Below are 15,574 nucleotides of genomic sequence, written 5' to 3'. Positions count from 1 at the left end.
CCGCCGGGGCCTCATGCGCCTTCCACCGGTCGCCCCTCCAGATCGAAGATCCTGAACCCCGCCGCCGTCGCCCTCAGCCGGTCGGCGCAGGCCCGCACCGCCTGCCGGAACCACAGCATTTCCGGCTCCTCCTCGCGGCCCTTGCGGCACATCACCCATAGTTGCGATTGCGGCACGATCCCGACCGGGAACGGGGCCACCAGGCGCCCCGCCGCAATATCCTCGGCGACGACGAAATAGCCCCCCATGGCGATATGGCCGGTCTCCCGCGCGACCTCCACCACCGTCATGGTGTAACCGCAGGTCATCTCGAAGCGGTTCGGCGCGCGCAGGCCCTGAAGCTCGAACCACGGCGTCCAGAGGTCGATATGCCGCTCGGCCGCCAGGTCGAAGCCCAGCGTGATCAACCCGTGCTGCAACAGGTCCGCCGGGGCCTTGATCCTGCGCGCGACATCGGCGCGCATCAGCGGCGTGTAGAACTGCCGCAGCAGGGCCTCGGAGAACAGGCTCGGATCGGGATCGCTGGTATAGCGGATGGCGGCGTCGATACCCGACCCCTCCAGGTCCTGGAACGCCTGCGACACGTCCCAGCCGATCCGGAAGGCCCCGAACCGGTTGGTCTGCATCGTCGGCTCGTGCAACAGCCATTTCTGTACCACGGCAATCGGCGCGGTCACCTTGAAGATCCGTTCCGGTTTCGGGGCATGGGCCTCGGTCCAGGCTGCCTCGATGATCTCGAACCCCTTGCCCAGCCGCCGCATCAACGCCATCCCGTCCGGGGTCAGCCGCACCGCGCGGTGGCTGCGGGTGAACAGCGCGCGGCCAAGATCCTCCTCCAGCCGCTTGACCTGGTAGCCGATCGCGGCGGGGCTGACGCGCAACTCCTCGGCGGCCAGGGTGAAGCTCTGGTGCCGGGCCGCCGCCTCGAAGCTGCGCAGCGCGTTGATGGAGGGCAATCGCTTGGTCATCCTGGGCAAGCCTACCTTGTCCAGCGCCGCAACAGAACTGATTTGCGCGCATGTGGGGAACCTTGCCAGATTTCAGACCTGTAACAGGAGGTTTCCATGAAACATCACACGACACTTCTGGCCTGTGGCCTTGTCCTTGCCGCCGCCCCGGCCCTTGCCGACACCCTGCCAATGTCCTGGACCCCGCCCAGCGGCATGACCCCCGGTCCGATCGAAGCGACCAGCGCCCACCTCTGGACCGGTCCCGACGGCGCCTCGGCGATGATCGAGACCGGCGGCCTGACCCCCGGCAATGCCGTCACGATGTGGTTCGTCGCCATCCAGAACCCGGAGGACTGCGCCGCCAATCCCTGCACGCCTGTCGAGGCGATGGGCATGGCCGACCAGATGAATACCGTGGCCACGAATGGCGGCGGGGCCGTGGTGGGGGCCGATGGCCGGGTCCGTATCTCGGCCTTCCTGCCAACGGGCAATGTCGCGGGCAATTTCTACGACACGGCGTTTACCGATCCCGAAACCTCGGAATATCACCTCGTGGTGCATGATCACGGGCCTTTGCTGCCCGAACTGGCCGCCGATCAGCTTTCGTCCTTCCGCGGCGGCTGCACCGCGGACAGCGTCCCGCCCTTCTATCCCGAAAGCTCCCGCACGGATGGCGAGGGCGGGCCGAACACCTGCGTGTCGAGACAGGTCGCGCTGTTCGTCCCGTCGCATCTGCGGACGAACTAGGGCAGCCTTAGGGCCGCATCAGGAACAAGGGACCGGTATCTGCCCCCAAAACGTTGCAATTCTCTGATAGTATCGGTGCAAGAAAGAGGGAGGGGGCCGATGCCAAGCATGGAATACGATGAAGCTGCCGCCGAGCAGCTCGAGGCAATCTACTTGGGGCCTGACGTAACCGCGCAGAGGCAGGACACCCTTCAGCGGCTTGCAATTCGCGAGGGCGAGCGTGTTCTGGATATTGGCAGCGGCCCGGGGTTCCTGGCCGCTGCCATCGCCGAACTGACCGGGCCCGCGGGCGAAGTGGTCGGCGTGGATATCTCGCGGCAAATGGTGGACCGCGCCTGCCAAAGGGCCGACCGGTCCTGGCTGACATATCGTTGCGCTGACGCGACCGCCTTGCCGTTTGACGACAACGTATTTGACGTCATCGTCAGCACGCAGGTTGCCGAATATGTTCCCGACATCGAGATGTTCGCATCCGAAGTCGCTCGAGTGCTCAAGCCGGGCGGACGGGGTCTGATCCTTGCGACGGATTGGGACGCTCTTTGCTGGCATAGTGAAGACCCTGATCGCATGGAAAGGATCCTCGTGGCGTTCAAGTCTCACTGCGCGGACTGCAACCTGCCCCGAACCCTGGCGGCGCGCCTGCGAATGGCCGGATTGCTCGTGGCAGACGTAAGCTATTTCCCGATTGTGAATCTGGATCGGTATGAGGGCTGCTACAGCGAGATGATCGTTCCCTTCATCATGGCCTATGTAGGCGCACAAGAGACCGTATCGGAGGTGGACCTGAAAGCGTGGGCCGACGAACAGATCGCTCTCGATGCGCGGGGCGCGCACTTCTTCTCAACCGGGCGCTTCAACTTCCGGATCTTGAAACCCGACCAGGCGTAGGTGGACAGCAGCTTGTCCAACCGATCCGGCTCAACTCGGCAGGATCGACCGGGCCTCAGCCCTGCTCGCGCCGCCAGGCATCCTCGTATTCATTGGCCAGCGCCACGATGCGCGAGTTGATCTTGGCCTGTACCCGCTTGCGGGTCAGCTTGATGGACTGGATGATCAGTCGCGCGGCCAGCGTCCTTGCCTGCAATTCGGCGACGGCGCGCAGGCGGGTCCTGTCGGGGCCCAGCGCCTCGAACCGCATCTCGAACACCACGTTCATGCCGCCGACCACGGTGTCGATCCGGGCCGCCTCCGGGGGCGCGTAGCGGGTCACCACCGCCTCCACGCCCCGGGTCTTGCCGCGCACCTGCATGGTGCCGCGCCATGTCGCCCCTTCGGCGACCTCGGTGAAACCGCCGACCCGGCGGATATCGGCGCCGTATTTGCGCGCCAACCCCTCATAGCGGGTGAAATCGGTAAAGCGCGCGAAAGTATAGTCCTGAGGGGCGGCAACCTCCTCGATTGTTTCGAATTTCATGGCAGGTCCGTTTTTTCTGTCCCAGCTTTATTGGCGCGGAGTCTCGGGTCAATCCAGCCGGTCCGCAAGCCAATTCTCCATCAAAAATCGCGCGATGGCGCCGGGGCGCGCGGGCAGGAGGGTCGGATGATGACCGGCCAGCGCCGCCACCAGGTCCTCGCGGCTGATCCAGAACGCATCCTCCAGCTCCACCGGGTCCAGCGTGATCTCACGGCTCAGCGCCTCGCCGATACAGCCGAACATGAGCGAGGACGGATAGGGCCAGGGCTGGCTGGAGAGGTAATTGACCCGCCCGACCCGGATCGCGGTTTCCTCGGCCACCTCGCGGCGCACGGCGGCCTCCAGCGTCTCGCCGGGTTCCACGAAACCCGCCAGCAGTGAATACATGCCTTGCGGCCAACCCGGCGAGCGCCCGATCAGCAGGTCATTGCCATGCGTGATCAGCATGATGACGACGGGGTCGGTGCGCGGAAAATGCAGCGCGTTGCAGGACGGGCAGCGGCGGTGCCACCCGGCCAGATCGAACCGGCTTTCCGCCCCGCACTTGGCGCAGAACCGATGCGACCGGTGCCAGCCCAGCATCGCCTTGGCGGTGGCCGCGATCTCGGCCTCGCGGGCGCTCAGCGCGACCATCGCCAGCCGCAATTCGCGGAAACTGGCCTCGGGCAGCGCCGGATGCACCTGCTGGCTGTCATCCGCGAAGCTGTCCAGCGCGGCCTTGTCCACCGCCTCGGGCTCCCAGGCCGAGACATCCGCCGCAAAGCGCAGGCCCTCGCCATCGCGCCCCAGGAAGAGGCGACCCGGTGGGGCGTCGGCCAATATGGCATGATCGCCCGCCACGAATTGCAACGCATCGCCCGCCATCAGAGGCTTGCCGCGCCAGATCGGCAGCACCACCGGATCGCCGCTCTCCAGCGCCGCAGTCAACGCCGCCTGATCGCCGCGCAGTTCCGCCGCGCGCTCCAGCCCGCCGCCGCCGAAGGTCACCGTTTCCGCCAGTCTCATCGCCATCCCTTCCCCTGTCGCCCGGGGCCCATCCCCGTGCGGATCCTCTGGCGGTCATGTCGCAGATGTGGCACACCGGCGCAAACCGCTATGGTATCCTGTCCCAGGGCTCTGGCCATTTATCCACAGGGTTGTTCTAACCAACGCATGACCGACAGGCTTCATAAAAGTTAATGGAAAAGCAAGACGATACACTTGCGACGCGGCACGCGGACCCGGAGCTGCGTGTGACCCTGCTGGCCACCAGCGACCTGCACGGCCATATCCAGCCACATGATTATTACCGCGACGAACCGGCGGGCGGTCTGGGGCTGGCGCGGCTGGCCCCGCTGGTCGAGGCGCAGCGCAGGGCCGCGCCCAACAGCCTGCTTTTCGACAATGGCGACACGCTCCAGGGAACCCCGCTTGGCGACTATGCCGCGCGTGAGCGTGCCCGCGACGGCCGCCCGCACCCGGTGATCGCTGCGATGAACGCGCTTGGCTATGACGCGGCCACTGTCGGCAATCACGATTTCAACTATGGCCCGGATTTCCTGACGAGGACGCTGGCGGATGCCGAATTTCCCGTCGTTCTGGCCAATCTCACCTACCAGGATGGCAGCCCCTTCCTGCCGCCCGCGATCATGCTGAACCACCGGATGCAGGACAGCGCCGGGGAATGGCACGCGATCAGGGTCGGCGTCATCGGCCTCGCGCCGCCGCAGATCACGATCTGGGACAAGCCGGTGTTGCAGGGCCGGTTGCAGAGCCACCCGATCGTCGCCACCGCGGCCCGCGCGGCAATGGGTCTGCGCGCAGAGGGGGCCGACCTGATCGTCGCGCTCTGCCATTCCGGCATCGGCCCCGAGGATGACCGGCCCGAGCTGGAAAACGCGATCCTGCCGCTGGCGCGCCTGGCCGGATGCGATGCCATCGTCGCGGGCCACAGCCACGTCGTGTTCCCGGTCCCCGACAGCTGCGGCACCGGCAACCTGCACGGCACGCCCGTGGTCCAGCCCGGGGCGTTCGGCTCGCATCTCGGGCGGATCGCCCTGACCCTTCGGCGGCGCGATGACGGCTGGCGGGTCACCTCGGCCCAGGCCGACACCCTGCCCGCCCGCGACACGTCCGACGAGATCGGCCCGACCCAGGCCCGCATCCTCGCCGTGACCGCGACCGACCACAAGGCGACGCTCGCCTATATCCGGCGCCGCATCGGCGCCACCACACGCCCGCTGACCAGCTATTTCGCGCTGATCTCGAACACCTCTGCCCTGTCTCTCAAGGCCACGGCCAAGCGTGCCGCCGCCGTTCGCGCGCTCCAGGGCCACCCGCTGGCGCATCTGCCGCTGCTGGCGGTGGCCGCCCCCCTGAAGGCGGGCGGGCGCGGCGGGCCGCAGAACTACATCGACATTCCGGTCGGGCCGCTCTCGATCCGCAATGTCGCCGACCTCTACAGCTATCCCAACAAGCTGCGGATCCTGCGCCTGACAGGGGCCGACATCCGTGACTGGCTGGACCGCGCGGCCTCGATCTTTCGCCAGATCACCCCCGACGGGCGCGACCAGCTTCTGATCGACCCGGCATTCGCCAGCTACAATTTCGACATCCTGAACGGGCTGACCTACACCATCGACCCCAGCCAGCCCGCCGCCTATTCGGCCGATGGCCTGACCCGGTTCGAGACGCCGGGGCGCATTGCCGACCTCTGTTGCCAGGGTCAGCCGGTCATGCCGGGCGATGAGTTCCTCGTCGCCACCAACAGCTACCGCGCCTCGGGCGGCGGTCATTTCGGAGCCGCGACGCGGGGTGATCTGGTGCTGGACCCGAACCTGACGGCGCAGGACATCCTGATCCGCCATATCACCGATCACGCGCCGGTCACGCCCGAGCCGCTGAACACCTGGCGCTTCGCCCCGATGCCCGGCACGTCCGTGATCTACGAGACCGGCCCCGGTGCCGCCAACCACCCCCAGGACATCGCGGCGCTGAACCTCACCCGGCTGGAGGACAGCCCGACCGGCTTTGCCCGCTTCCGCATGGAGCTTTAGCTTGCGCCGCCTCTACATCTCCGTGCTGGCCCTCGTCGCCCTCGCCTTCCTCGCCGCGACGGGCCTGCTGCTGGCCCCGATGCTGTCCGGGCCTGCGCAGATGACGGTCGCCGACCCCACCGCCCCGCCTGGCACCCTGACCGAAACGGAACGCCCGGACCTGCGCCCCGCCCTGCCCGCATCGCTGGACTATGCGCCCGATGTCACCGGGGCCACGCGCCACCCGGTGCTGGACGGCATCATGCCCCGGACATGGTGGGGCTACGCGCCGGAGGGCCTCGACACGCCGGCCCCGGTGATCGTGCTTTTTCATGGCGCGGGCCGCGACGGGCTTTCGATGATCGACATGTGGCAGCCGGTGGCCGATGCAAATGGCCTGATCCTTGTGGCGATCGACGACGCGAATGGCGCACCGGGAGAGATCCCCGAAGGCGCCTTCCTGCACAGCGTCATCAACGCGGCGGTGGAGATCTACCCCGTCGACCGCACCCGGATGTTCCTCTTCGGTCATTCGGCGGGCGCGATCACCGCGCAGCTTGCCGCCAACCGCGTCATCGGCCCCTGGCGCGGCGTGGCGGCACATGCGGGCTATGTGAACCCGACGCTTCTGCACCCGATCCGCGACGCGCCGCCGATCCGGCTCTACCTTGGCACATCGGACCAGATCTTCGACGTGACCAGCGCCCGTATCGCCGCCGATTACCTGTCGCGCGCGGGCCATGATTATCAGTTGGTCCTGATCCCCGGCCACACGCATTGGTTCTACGAGGGCGGCCCCGACTTCGCGGCGGATGCCTGGGACTGGTTCGCGTCCCTCTAGACATGCGCCGCCCCTTGCACGGGCCGCCCCGATCCCCTAAATGACGGATCGAGGGGTTGGCGCGGGCAAGCGCCTCGCCAACCTGGTCAGATCCGGAAGGAAGCAGCCACAACGAGCCCCGCTTGGGTCGTCGTCCAACCTCTCACCCCCGTCGGGTTCTGCAAAGCAGGTTCCGACGCCCGGCAGGCGGCGAATGCCGCCGAGAGGGGACGAGGGTTCTGCGAAGCAGGTTCCGACGCGACCGCGCTTTTGCGCCAGCAAAACGCGACGCCCCGGCAGGCGCTGAACAGCGCCGAGAGGGTCCGCCGATCTCTTCGCACCGCCCCTCTCGCCCCTCCCCCAAAAACTTGACAAACCTGTTAGAAAAAGCGGACAAACCTGTCAGGTTTTGCACCCCGCAAACCCGGCCCGCCCGCAGGAGGCTTCATGGAGATTGCAGCACCCTTCCGGGCCGACGCGGCATAATTTCCGCCGTCTCGACCCGAGCAACAGACCCGCGCGGCCCCAGGGCCAGCGCCCTCTCATGACTTGCTTCGGGACACCTGAAAATTGACTGACTACACTCTGAAAGACCTCGGCTGGTCGCCTTTCTTCGCGGCGCAAACCGATCCTGAAACCCTTGATTTCGCGGCACGAATCAGCACCGTCGCCCGCGACCGCGTCACCGTTCTGTCACCGCACGGCACACTCACCCTGCGCACGCCCGAGACGACCGGGGATTATGCCGTCGGCGATTGGGTTCTGACCACGCCCGACCGCGGCGCCGTGGCTGAACGGCTGGAGCGCCAGACCAGCCTCAAACGCCGCGCGGCGGGGCATGACGTGTCGGCGCAACTGATCGCCGCCAATGTCGAAACCTTCGGAATCGTCACCTCCTGCAACGAGGATTTCAACATCGCGCGGCTGGAGCGTTACCTTGCCCTGGCCGCCAGCGCCGGATGTATGCCCCTGATTATCCTCACGAAATCTGACCTGTGCGACGATCCGCACAGCTATGCGAAGCAGGCCGACCGGCTGTCACCCCTGGTCACCGCCGTCACCCTGAACGCCACCGATCCGGACGAGCTGGACACTCTCGCACCCTGGTGCCGGAACGGTCAGACGCTGGTTCTGGCCGGCTCCTCCGGGGTGGGAAAATCCACGCTGTCCAACCTGTTGACCGGCGGCGATGCCGCAACGCAAGGCATCCGCGAGGATGACGCCAAGGGCCGCCACACCACGACATCGCGCGATCTGGCCCGCACCCGGTTCGGCGGCTGGCTCATTGACACGCCGGGGATGCGGTCTCTGCCGCTGGCCGATGTGGCGGATGGGATCGAGGCCGTTTTCGAGGATATCGAGACGCTGGCAGCCGCCTGCAAGTTCAACGATTGCGCCCATGAGACCGAGCCGGGATGCGCCATACAGGCCGCCGTGGAGGCGGGCGACCTTGACCCCAAGCGACTGAAACGATGGCAGAAACTGAAGCGCGAGGATGCCCATAACTCCGAGGCGCTGCACGAGGCGCGGGCGCGGCACAGGTCTTTGCACAAGACCTATCGTGGCGCGCAATCGGCCAAGCGGGACCGCGACGGGCGCTGAGGTTACCGGGGCGCGCTGGCCCAGGCCAGTTGTGCCTCGGTCTCGACCGCGCAAGGGCGCACGGCGCGCAGGCGGATCAGCGCCGCCTGCGCGTCCTCGCCCGCCTCGACCATCAGCCGCAGCACCGCCATGCCCGAGCGCCCGCAACCGCCATAGCAATGCGCCAGCACCCCGCCGCCGCTGGAGAGGATCCCTGCTGCCAGCGCCGAGACCTCGGGCCAGGCCGCCACGACCCCCTGCCCCGGCGCACCGAAATCGACGATGGGCAGGTGCCGCCAGCCGATGCCGTTCCGGGCCAGGTCTTCGCCCAGATGCGCCGCCCCGGTCCCCGCCATCTCGGGCAGGGTCGTCATCGACAGAACCAGGTCGGGCTGCCAGTCCAGAATCCTTGAGAAATCAACATCGTAAGACACACCCCGCCCCGGCAAGCGACACAGGCCAAGCCGACCGCCACCAACCGCAAGGTCGTGGATCGTGAAGCCCACGCTCATCCGTCCATGACGATCACGTAGAGGATGATCCCGCCCACCAGCAGCACCAGCGCCAGCGCCAGCAGGATCGGCACCAGCGTCAAGCGGCGCAGCCAGCGCGCCTCGGCCCAACCGCGCACCGACAGCACGATCAGAGCGATGACCAGCGCCGCCGCCTGAAAGCCGAGAAACCCCTCGATCCGGTTCAGCCCGCGGGCGAAGCCATCGCCGGTCGGCGGCTGAAACATGGCGTTCACCGACAGCGCCACAGCGACCGCCCAAAGCGCCAGCAAGACCCAGATCACACCCAATCGCATCGCCCTGTTCCCCCTTGTCCGGGGCCAGCCTAGCGCAGACGGGCCCCTTTCCCAAAGGCTCAGATCACCTGACCGGGATAGGATGCGGCCCAATCGGCCAGGAACGCGGCCACGGCGTCATCCGCCGCGAACCCGATCGCGCGCCTTGGCAGGGCCACGCCATGCTCCAGCGCCAGCCGCAGACAGGCGACATGGTCGCGTTCCGCCCGTGCGGGGCAGTTCTCGGAGCCGTGGATGATCGTCGACAGCAACGTGCCGCCGTAGGCGTTGACATGGGCCAGGTCCGGTTTCAGCGACAGCAGATAGGCCATCTCTTCCGGCAACCCCTCCCATCCCGCGATCTGCACGGGCGTCAACCCGCTGCCATCCGGGCGGTCATATTCGACGCCGAGCGCCACCAGCGCCCGGATATGGGGCAGTTTGCCGGGCAGGCCCACGATCTCGCGGAGGATGTTGCGATAGGCGTCTGGCAGTTTCGCGGGGTCGATCCAGGTTTCCTCCGGCACCGCGCCCTCGGCGGCCATGGCCAGCAGGCCCTCGTCCCGTGTCAGGTCGGTGGCCTTGCCGCGCGCCTCGATGGCGCGGGCCAGGTCGGTATTGCCGAAAACGCGCGCATAGCCATAGGCCGACGCGCCCTGATGCACGCGCGCGGGGTCCGCGCCGGCCTCCAGCAGCAGCGCGACCATTTCGGCATCGCACATGCGCCGCGCGGCCTGGTGCAGGGCGGGCATGGTCCAGGGGGCCTCGCCGCCCACCTCGCTCTCGTCGAAATCATCGGCCCGCGCGCCGTTCTCCAGCAGCATCCGCACCGCCGCGTGGTCGTGGAAATCCATCGCGCGCAGCAGGGCGTTTGTGCGCTTTGGGTCGGCCCCCGCGGCCAGCAACAGGCGCAGCCCCTCGTGATGGCCAAGCTCGGTCGAATGATAAAGAGATTCACCATCATTCGGGTCGGCCCCGTGATCCAGCAGCCACTCGGCCAGCACCATGTTATCGGCATGGCCGATGGCGAAATAGAGCGGCGACAGCATGTGGTCGGAGCCTTGCGCAGCCGGCGCGCCCCGGTTCACATCGGCGCCGTGATCGAGCAACATCCGCGCAATCGCCAGCATGTCGCCCTCCCGCTCGGGCCAGAGCCGGAACATGCGCGATTGCGCCAGATGCACCAGCGGCGGGGCCATGCCGCGCAACTCGGTCGCGGCGGAAGGATTTTTGGCCAGTGTCGCGGCGACGGCATCACGATTATAGAGCGCCACCTCCAGCCCGAAACTGCCATCGGCAAGGTCGGGGGTCTCCGCAAGCAACCGCTCCACCACCTCCACCTGCCCGTGATGCAGCGCGATCTTGAGGCGTTGCAGCTTTGCCGCGCGGTCCATCCCCATGATCTCGACCGCCTCTTTCAGGGCGGGCCAGCTGGCAAAACTGTTCTCGCGCGCGATCACATGCAGGTAATCGGCGTGCTTCAGGGCCTGGCCCTCGGGGCGCGGCTGATAGGTGGCAATGCGGGCGCGCGCATCTGGGGTTCCGGCCTCATGGGCCTGCCTCAGCGCCTTGGCATCGCGGCGCAACCTGTCTAGGGTTTTCGTCATCGGCTTACCTTTCATACCGCCCGCGATCCGCTTGATCGGGCAAAGGTCAAACCGAAGGGTATGTCCGTTCGATAACAGGGGGTGCCGGTGACGGCTTTCCGCGGATCTGGATGCCTCACCCCGAAGGCTGTTGCACAATAGCCTGAAACGCCGGGCTTCACAATTCCCGCATTGCCGGATGGCCAAACTGTGGTAATTTCAAGGCCATGGCAGAGTGGGCGTTCAGATCCGCCTGCCGGGCGGAGCAGACATGCCGAAGATCAACGTTACGGAAAATGGTGAGGTCACCGTTGGTGACAACGATTCCGTACGCGTGGACATCCCCGGCGGCGGGGCGGTGACGATCTCGGCCGATCCCAATGACGATGTGGACAAGATCAGGATCGAGTTCCGTGACGACAGCCATTCCGACTACGTCACGATCAACCTGTCCAGCTTCGACCAGGACGACCTCCGGATCGACATCCACCATTACGATCCCTCCGATTCGATCTCGCTCCTGGGGGCGCTGTCGACCTGGGTCGATCCGAACAACCCCGATGAATACCAGTTCACCTATCTGGGCGCCGACGGAGAGGTGCATACCGGATTCATTCGCGCCAAGGACGGCGGCGAGAAGGATTTCACCGATCCCTTCCAGCCCATTCAGTTCATGTGTTTCGGCGATGGCACCCTGATTGCCACGCCCGAGGGCGAGGTGCCCATCGAGATGCTTCAGGTCGGCGATCTTGTCCTGACCCGCGACAGCGGCGCGATGCCCATCCGCTGGATCGGACGGCGGCACATGGACGGGCTGGCCCTGGCCCGCGCGCAGTATCTGCGCCCCATCGCGGTGCGCGCCGGGGCGCTTGGCGACGGGCTGCCGGTGCAGGATCTGATCCTGTCGCCCAATCACCGCGTCCTTCTGACCGACTGGCGGGCCGAGTATCTCTTTGGCGAGGCCGAGGTTCTCGTGGCCATCAAGGCGCTGGTCAACGACCACAGCATCTTGTGGCAGAGCGGGGCCTGCGGCGTGACCTATTATCACATCCTGCTGGACAGCCACGAGGTTCTGCTGTCGAACGGGCTGCCCGCCGAAAGCCTGATGCCCGGTCCGATGGCCATGCAGTCGCTGGACAGCCAGTCCATCCGCGAGATCCATGAGATCTTCCCCGAGTTGTGCGGCCTGGACACCGATCCCGGCGATCCCGCGCGGGCGATCCTCAAGACCTATGAAGGCGCGATCATGGGGCGCGTCGCGGCGTGAGGCACGGTGCCGGTGCTTGTCTGCCACCGCGCCGCGCGCCTATGCTGCCAAAATGAGCAAGAGGGAAGACCAGGCCCAACAGCGTACCGAGCAGGCCGAGGAGCGCACTGATTGGGCGCAGGACCGCACCATCCTGGCCAATGAGCGCACGTTCAATTCCTGGATGGGCACCGGGCTTGGCTGTATCGGCGTGGCCATCGCACTGAGGGCCGTGTTCGGCGCGTTCGAGCCGACCTGGGCGGCCAAGCTGGTGGCCTCGACCTTCCTCCTGATCGCGGTGCTGATCTTCTGGTCGGCGCGCAACCGGGCGCATGAGACGCATGAGCGGCTGAACAGCACCGATGCAAAGCCGATCCAGCGCAAGAATTTCACCCGGCTGGCGATTGTCATGACCACGGCCACCCTTCTTGTCGGCGCAATCCTGTGGATGCTGTAGCGGGCGGGTTGTTGCAGGCGCGGCGCGGCGCTACACCTTTGGCCTGAACCGCAGGGGGATCGCGAGCAATGACAGACACGCAGACCGGCACCGGCTACCAGGTGCTCGCACGCAAATACCGCCCCGCCAGCTTTGCCGACCTGAAGGGGCAGGAGGCGATGGTGCGCACCCTCAAGAACGCCTTCGCCGCCGACCGGATCGCGCAGGCCTTCATCCTGACGGGCATTCGCGGCACCGGCAAGACCACCACCGCGCGGATCATCGCCAAGGGGCTGAACTGCACCGGGCCGGACGGCACCGGCGGCCCCACGACGGAACCCTGCGGGCAATGCCGCAACTGCGTGGGCATCATGGCGGGGCAGCATGTCGACGTGATCGAGATGGACGGCGCCAGCCAGACCAAGATCGACGACATCCGCTCGAACGTGCTGGACTCGGTGCATTACGCCCCCGCCACCGCGCGTTTCAAGGTCTATATCATCGACGAGGTTCACATGCTCTCGACCAGCGCCTTCAACGCGCTGCTGAAAACGCTGGAGGAGCCGCCCGCCCATGTGAAATTCATCTTCGCCACCACCGAGATCCGCAAGGTTCCGGTCACGGTCCTGTCGCGCTGCCAGCGTTTCGATCTGCGCCGGATCGAGCCCGAGGTGATGATCGCCCACCTGAAGTCCATCGCCACTGCCGAAAATGCCGAGATCGCCGAGGAGGCGCTGGCGCTTATCACCCGCGCCGCCGAAGGCTCGGTCCGCGACGCGATGAGCCTGATGGACCAGGCCATTTCCCACGGCGCGGGCGAGACCACCGCCGACCAGGTCCGCGCCATGCTGGGGCTGGCCGATCGGGGCCGGGTCATGGACCTCTTCGATCACATAATGTCGGGCAACGCGGCGGGCGCGCTGGACGAGTTGGGCGCGCAATATGCCGATGGCGCCGACCCGATGGCGGTCTTGCGGGATCTGGCCGAGATCACCCATTGGCTGAGCGTCATCCGCATCACGCCCGACGCCGCCGAAGACCCCACCATCGGCCCGGATGAACGCACGCGCGGGCAGGCGATGGCCGCCAAGCTGTCGATGCGGGTGCTGACCCGGACCTGGCAGATGCTTCTGAAGGCGCTGGAGGAGGTGGCGATTGCCCCCAACGCGATGATGGCCGCCGAAATGGCGGTGATCCGGTTGACCCATGTGGCCGACCTGCCGCCGCCCGAAGACCTGCTGCGCAAGCTGAGTGACATGCCGGTGCCGCCCGCCCCCGCCGCGCCATCGCCCGCCCCCCAGGGCGGTCCCGGCCCCCGCGCCCACGCCCCGCGCGGCCCCTCGGGCGGCGCGGCCCCGGCGCTGGAGGCGCAATCCGACACCGCGCTGGCCCATTACGCGACGTTCGACCGGGTGGTCGCGCTGATCGAATCCAACCGCGACATCAAGCTGCTGATCGAGGTGAAATCCTGCCTGCGCCTGGTCTCCTACGCGCCGGGACGCATCACGTTCCAGCCGACCGACCGTGCGCCACAGGACCTCGCGCCGCGGCTGGCGCAGAGCCTGAAGAACTGGACCGGCGTACGCTGGACGGTGAGCCTGGCCAACGAGGGCGGCGGCCCGACGCTGGAGGAACAGGCCAATGCCGAACGCGACGCGCTCAGGGAAAAGGCGCTGGAGCATCCCCTGATGCAGGCCGTCCTGCACGCCTTCCCGCAGGCGAAGATCACCGAGATCCGCAGCCGCGAGGACATGGCCGATGAGGCCGCCGTCACCGCCCTGCCCGAGGTCGAGGATGAATGGGACCCTTTCGAGGAGGACTGACGCCGCCTTGTGCGACGCGCCTCGCGCCCGTATCTACAGACCAACGCGATTGATCAGAGGAACGTGACGATGCTGAAAGGTTTGGGCCAGCTTGGCGACATGGCCAAGGTGATGAAACAGGCGCAGGAAATGCAGGGCAAGATGGCCGAGATGCAGGAAACCCTCGCCACGATCACGGTCGAGGGCTCCTCGGGCGCGGGCCTCGTGCGCGCCACGGCCACCGCCAAGGGTGAATTGACGGGGCTGGATATCGACCCCTCGATCTTCGATCCCAATGAAAAGGAAGTGGTCGAGGACCTGATCCTGGCCGCGATCAAGGATGCGCAGGTCAAGGCGCAGGAGCGCAGCCAAAAGGAAATGGCGCGCCTGACCGAAGGGCTGAACCTGCCCGAAGGCATGAAGCTGCCGTTCTGATCTTGGCCGACGCCCCGCGCGATATCGAGGCCCTGATCGAGGTCATGGCCAAGCTGCCCGGTCTCGGCCCCCGCTCGGCCCGGCGCGCGGTCTTGCACCTGATCAAGAAGCGCGCGCTTCTGATGACGCCGCTGGCCGACCTGATGATGTCGGTCGCGGCCTCGGCGCGCGAATGCCTGACCTGCGGCAATATCGGAACATCCGAAACCTGCGCCATCTGCCTCAGCGAAAAACGCGCCAACGGCCAGATTTGCGTGGTCGAGGATGTCGCCGACCTCTGGGCGATGGAACGCGGCCAGGTGTTTTCCGGCCGCTACCATGTGCTTGGCGGTACGCTGTCGGCGCTGGATGCGGTGGGGCCGGAGGATCTGCGCATCCCCAAGCTCATGGACCGGCTGGAGCGCGAGGGCGTGACCGAAGTGATCCTGGCCCTGAACGCGACGGTGGATGGCCAGACCACCGCCCATTACATCGCGGGCGAATTGGAGCCGCGCAATATCGAGGTCACCTCGCTGGCCCAGGGCGTGCCCATCGGCGGTGAACTGGATTACCTCGACGATGGCACGATCTCCGCCGCTTTGCGCGCCCGCAAGGCGTTCTGACGTCAGGATCAAAGATGCCGCTGACATGCGCCAGGGCGGATCCTCGACCGGCGCATAGCACCCGCGCCGCAAGCCTCAACATCCGCATCCCCGGCCCCTTCCGCATGACTCCCTGGCAAAGGATCGCCGGACAGGATGAGATCAATTTGACTAA

At 66.7% G+C, this 15,574-nt stretch carries 16 protein-coding genes and 1 other RNA gene; 11 read left to right on the top strand and 6 right to left on the bottom strand.

The window, feature by feature from the left end; translation table 11 throughout:
• Nucleotides 1-11: 11 nt before the first annotated feature.
• Nucleotides 12-968: a LysR family transcriptional regulator gene (locus AC13C7_RS18500; RefSeq protein ID WP_482868329.1), complete on the bottom strand. Its 957-nt coding sequence runs from the start codon at nt 966-968 to the stop codon at nt 12-14.
• Nucleotides 969-1,064: 96 nt separating this feature from the next.
• Between AC13C7_RS18500 and AC13C7_RS18495 the strand changes: the two genes are divergently transcribed.
• Nucleotides 1,065-1,697, top strand: a complete 633-nt coding sequence (locus AC13C7_RS18495) for a hypothetical protein (protein WP_482868328.1) — start codon at nt 1,065-1,067, stop codon at nt 1,695-1,697.
• Between the two features lie 108 nt (nt 1,698-1,805).
• Complete coding sequence (locus AC13C7_RS18490) at nt 1,806-2,585, top strand: methyltransferase domain-containing protein (RefSeq protein ID WP_172320037.1); 780 nt, start codon at nt 1,806-1,808, stop codon at nt 2,583-2,585.
• A 55-nt stretch (nt 2,586-2,640) separates the two neighbouring features.
• Here AC13C7_RS18490 and AC13C7_RS18485 read toward each other — a convergent pair whose 3' ends face one another.
• Nucleotides 2,641-3,111 carry an SRPBCC family protein gene (locus AC13C7_RS18485; RefSeq protein WP_446122207.1) on the bottom strand — a complete coding sequence of 157 codons (471 nt, stop codon included), beginning with the start codon at nt 3,109-3,111 and terminating at the stop codon, nt 2,641-2,643.
• A 48-nt stretch (nt 3,112-3,159) separates the two neighbouring features.
• Complete coding sequence (nudC, locus tag AC13C7_RS18480) at nt 3,160-4,116, bottom strand: NAD(+) diphosphatase (protein WP_482868327.1); 957 nt, start codon at nt 4,114-4,116, stop codon at nt 3,160-3,162.
• Between the two features lie 173 nt (nt 4,117-4,289).
• Here nudC and AC13C7_RS18475 point away from each other — a divergent pair, with 173 nt between their 5' ends.
• The 4 genes from AC13C7_RS18475 to rsgA all read left to right on the top strand — a co-directional run bounded on the left by AC13C7_RS18475 (nt 4,290) and on the right by rsgA (nt 8,547).
• Complete coding sequence (locus AC13C7_RS18475) at nt 4,290-6,146, top strand: bifunctional 2',3'-cyclic-nucleotide 2'-phosphodiesterase/3'-nucleotidase (RefSeq protein WP_482868326.1); 1,857 nt, start codon at nt 4,290-4,292, stop codon at nt 6,144-6,146.
• 1 nt (nt 6,147) lies between these two features.
• Nucleotides 6,148-6,966, top strand: a complete 819-nt coding sequence (locus tag AC13C7_RS18470; protein WP_482868325.1) for an alpha/beta hydrolase family protein — start codon at nt 6,148-6,150, stop codon at nt 6,964-6,966.
• Between the two features lie 49 nt (nt 6,967-7,015).
• An RNA gene (gene ffs, locus AC13C7_RS18465) (signal recognition particle sRNA small type) lies at nt 7,016-7,114 on the top strand.
• Nucleotides 7,115-7,515: 401 nt separating this feature from the next.
• On the top strand, nt 7,516-8,547 hold the full coding sequence (gene rsgA / locus AC13C7_RS18460; RefSeq protein ID WP_482868324.1) for a ribosome small subunit-dependent GTPase A: 1,032 nt from the start codon (nt 7,516-7,518) through the stop codon (nt 8,545-8,547).
• A gap of 2 nt (nt 8,548-8,549) precedes the next feature.
• Here rsgA and AC13C7_RS18455 read toward each other — a convergent pair whose 3' ends face one another.
• The 3 genes from AC13C7_RS18455 to AC13C7_RS18445 all read right to left on the bottom strand — a co-directional run bounded on the left by AC13C7_RS18455 (nt 8,550) and on the right by AC13C7_RS18445 (nt 10,920).
• Entirely contained in the window at nt 8,550-8,960 is a 411-nt protein-coding gene (locus AC13C7_RS18455; protein WP_482868323.1) for a protein-tyrosine phosphatase family protein, read from the bottom strand.
• Between the two features lie 74 nt (nt 8,961-9,034).
• The gene (locus AC13C7_RS18450) at nt 9,035-9,334 is read right to left on the bottom strand and encodes a hypothetical protein (RefSeq protein ID WP_482868322.1); all 300 of its coding nucleotides are present in this window, start codon (nt 9,332-9,334) and stop codon (nt 9,035-9,037) included.
• Between the two features lie 59 nt (nt 9,335-9,393).
• The gene (locus AC13C7_RS18445) at nt 9,394-10,920 is read right to left on the bottom strand and encodes an ankyrin repeat domain-containing protein (protein ID WP_482868321.1); all 1,527 of its coding nucleotides are present in this window, start codon (nt 10,918-10,920) and stop codon (nt 9,394-9,396) included.
• A gap of 250 nt (nt 10,921-11,170) precedes the next feature.
• On the opposite strand from AC13C7_RS18445, the gene AC13C7_RS18440 reads away from it, so the two are divergent.
• From AC13C7_RS18440 to recR, 5 genes are all read left to right on the top strand, one after another.
• Complete coding sequence (locus tag AC13C7_RS18440) at nt 11,171-12,166, top strand: Hint domain-containing protein (RefSeq protein WP_482868320.1); 996 nt, start codon at nt 11,171-11,173, stop codon at nt 12,164-12,166.
• 52 nt (nt 12,167-12,218) lie between these two features.
• A complete protein-coding gene (locus tag AC13C7_RS18435) occupies nt 12,219-12,602 on the top strand; it encodes a YidH family protein (protein ID WP_474887492.1) in 384 nt (127 codons plus the stop codon).
• Between the two features lie 68 nt (nt 12,603-12,670).
• On the top strand, nt 12,671-14,404 hold the full coding sequence (locus AC13C7_RS18430) for a DNA polymerase III subunit gamma/tau (protein ID WP_482868319.1): 1,734 nt from the start codon (nt 12,671-12,673) through the stop codon (nt 14,402-14,404).
• Between the two features lie 69 nt (nt 14,405-14,473).
• Nucleotides 14,474-14,818 carry a YbaB/EbfC family nucleoid-associated protein gene (locus tag AC13C7_RS18425; RefSeq protein ID WP_172320048.1) on the top strand — a complete coding sequence of 115 codons (345 nt, stop codon included), beginning with the start codon at nt 14,474-14,476 and terminating at the stop codon, nt 14,816-14,818.
• 2 nt (nt 14,819-14,820) lie between these two features.
• Nucleotides 14,821-15,420, top strand: coding sequence for a recombination mediator RecR (gene recR / locus AC13C7_RS18420; RefSeq protein ID WP_172320049.1), 600 nt, complete (start codon nt 14,821-14,823; stop codon nt 15,418-15,420).
• The last annotated feature ends 154 nt before the right edge of the window (nt 15,421-15,574 follow it).

The organism is Alterinioella sp. B-7, assembly GCF_056857775.1.
The sequence above is the reverse complement of the archived record's forward strand: the minus strand, read 5'-3'. Positions and strand labels throughout refer to the sequence as shown.

What these genes read in the sequence shown, in the direction of transcription:
- AC13C7_RS18500 (WP_482868329.1), bottom strand. Translation starts at nt 968, where the DNA reads ATGACCAAGCGATTGCCCTCCATCAACGCGCTGCGCAGCTTCGAGGCG.
- AC13C7_RS18495 (WP_482868328.1), top strand. Translation starts at nt 1,065, where the DNA reads ATGAAACATCACACGACACTTCTGGCCTGTGGCCTTGTCCTTGCCGCC.
- AC13C7_RS18490 (WP_172320037.1), top strand. Translation starts at nt 1,806, where the DNA reads ATGGAATACGATGAAGCTGCCGCCGAGCAGCTCGAGGCAATCTACTTG.
- AC13C7_RS18485 (WP_446122207.1), bottom strand. Translation starts at nt 3,111, where the DNA reads ATGAAATTCGAAACAATCGAGGAGGTTGCCGCCCCTCAGGACTATACT.
- nudC (WP_482868327.1), bottom strand. Translation starts at nt 4,116, where the DNA reads ATGAGACTGGCGGAAACGGTGACCTTCGGCGGCGGCGGGCTGGAGCGC.
- AC13C7_RS18475 (WP_482868326.1), top strand. Translation starts at nt 4,290, where the DNA reads ATGGAAAAGCAAGACGATACACTTGCGACGCGGCACGCGGACCCGGAG.
- AC13C7_RS18450 (WP_482868322.1), bottom strand. Translation starts at nt 9,334, where the DNA reads ATGCGATTGGGTGTGATCTGGGTCTTGCTGGCGCTTTGGGCGGTCGCT.
- AC13C7_RS18445 (WP_482868321.1), bottom strand. Translation starts at nt 10,920, where the DNA reads ATGACGAAAACCCTAGACAGGTTGCGCCGCGATGCCAAGGCGCTGAGG.
- AC13C7_RS18440 (WP_482868320.1), top strand. Translation starts at nt 11,171, where the DNA reads ATGCCGAAGATCAACGTTACGGAAAATGGTGAGGTCACCGTTGGTGAC.
- AC13C7_RS18435 (WP_474887492.1), top strand. Translation starts at nt 12,219, where the DNA reads ATGAGCAAGAGGGAAGACCAGGCCCAACAGCGTACCGAGCAGGCCGAG.
- AC13C7_RS18430 (WP_482868319.1), top strand. Translation starts at nt 12,671, where the DNA reads ATGACAGACACGCAGACCGGCACCGGCTACCAGGTGCTCGCACGCAAA.
- AC13C7_RS18425 (WP_172320048.1), top strand. Translation starts at nt 14,474, where the DNA reads ATGCTGAAAGGTTTGGGCCAGCTTGGCGACATGGCCAAGGTGATGAAA.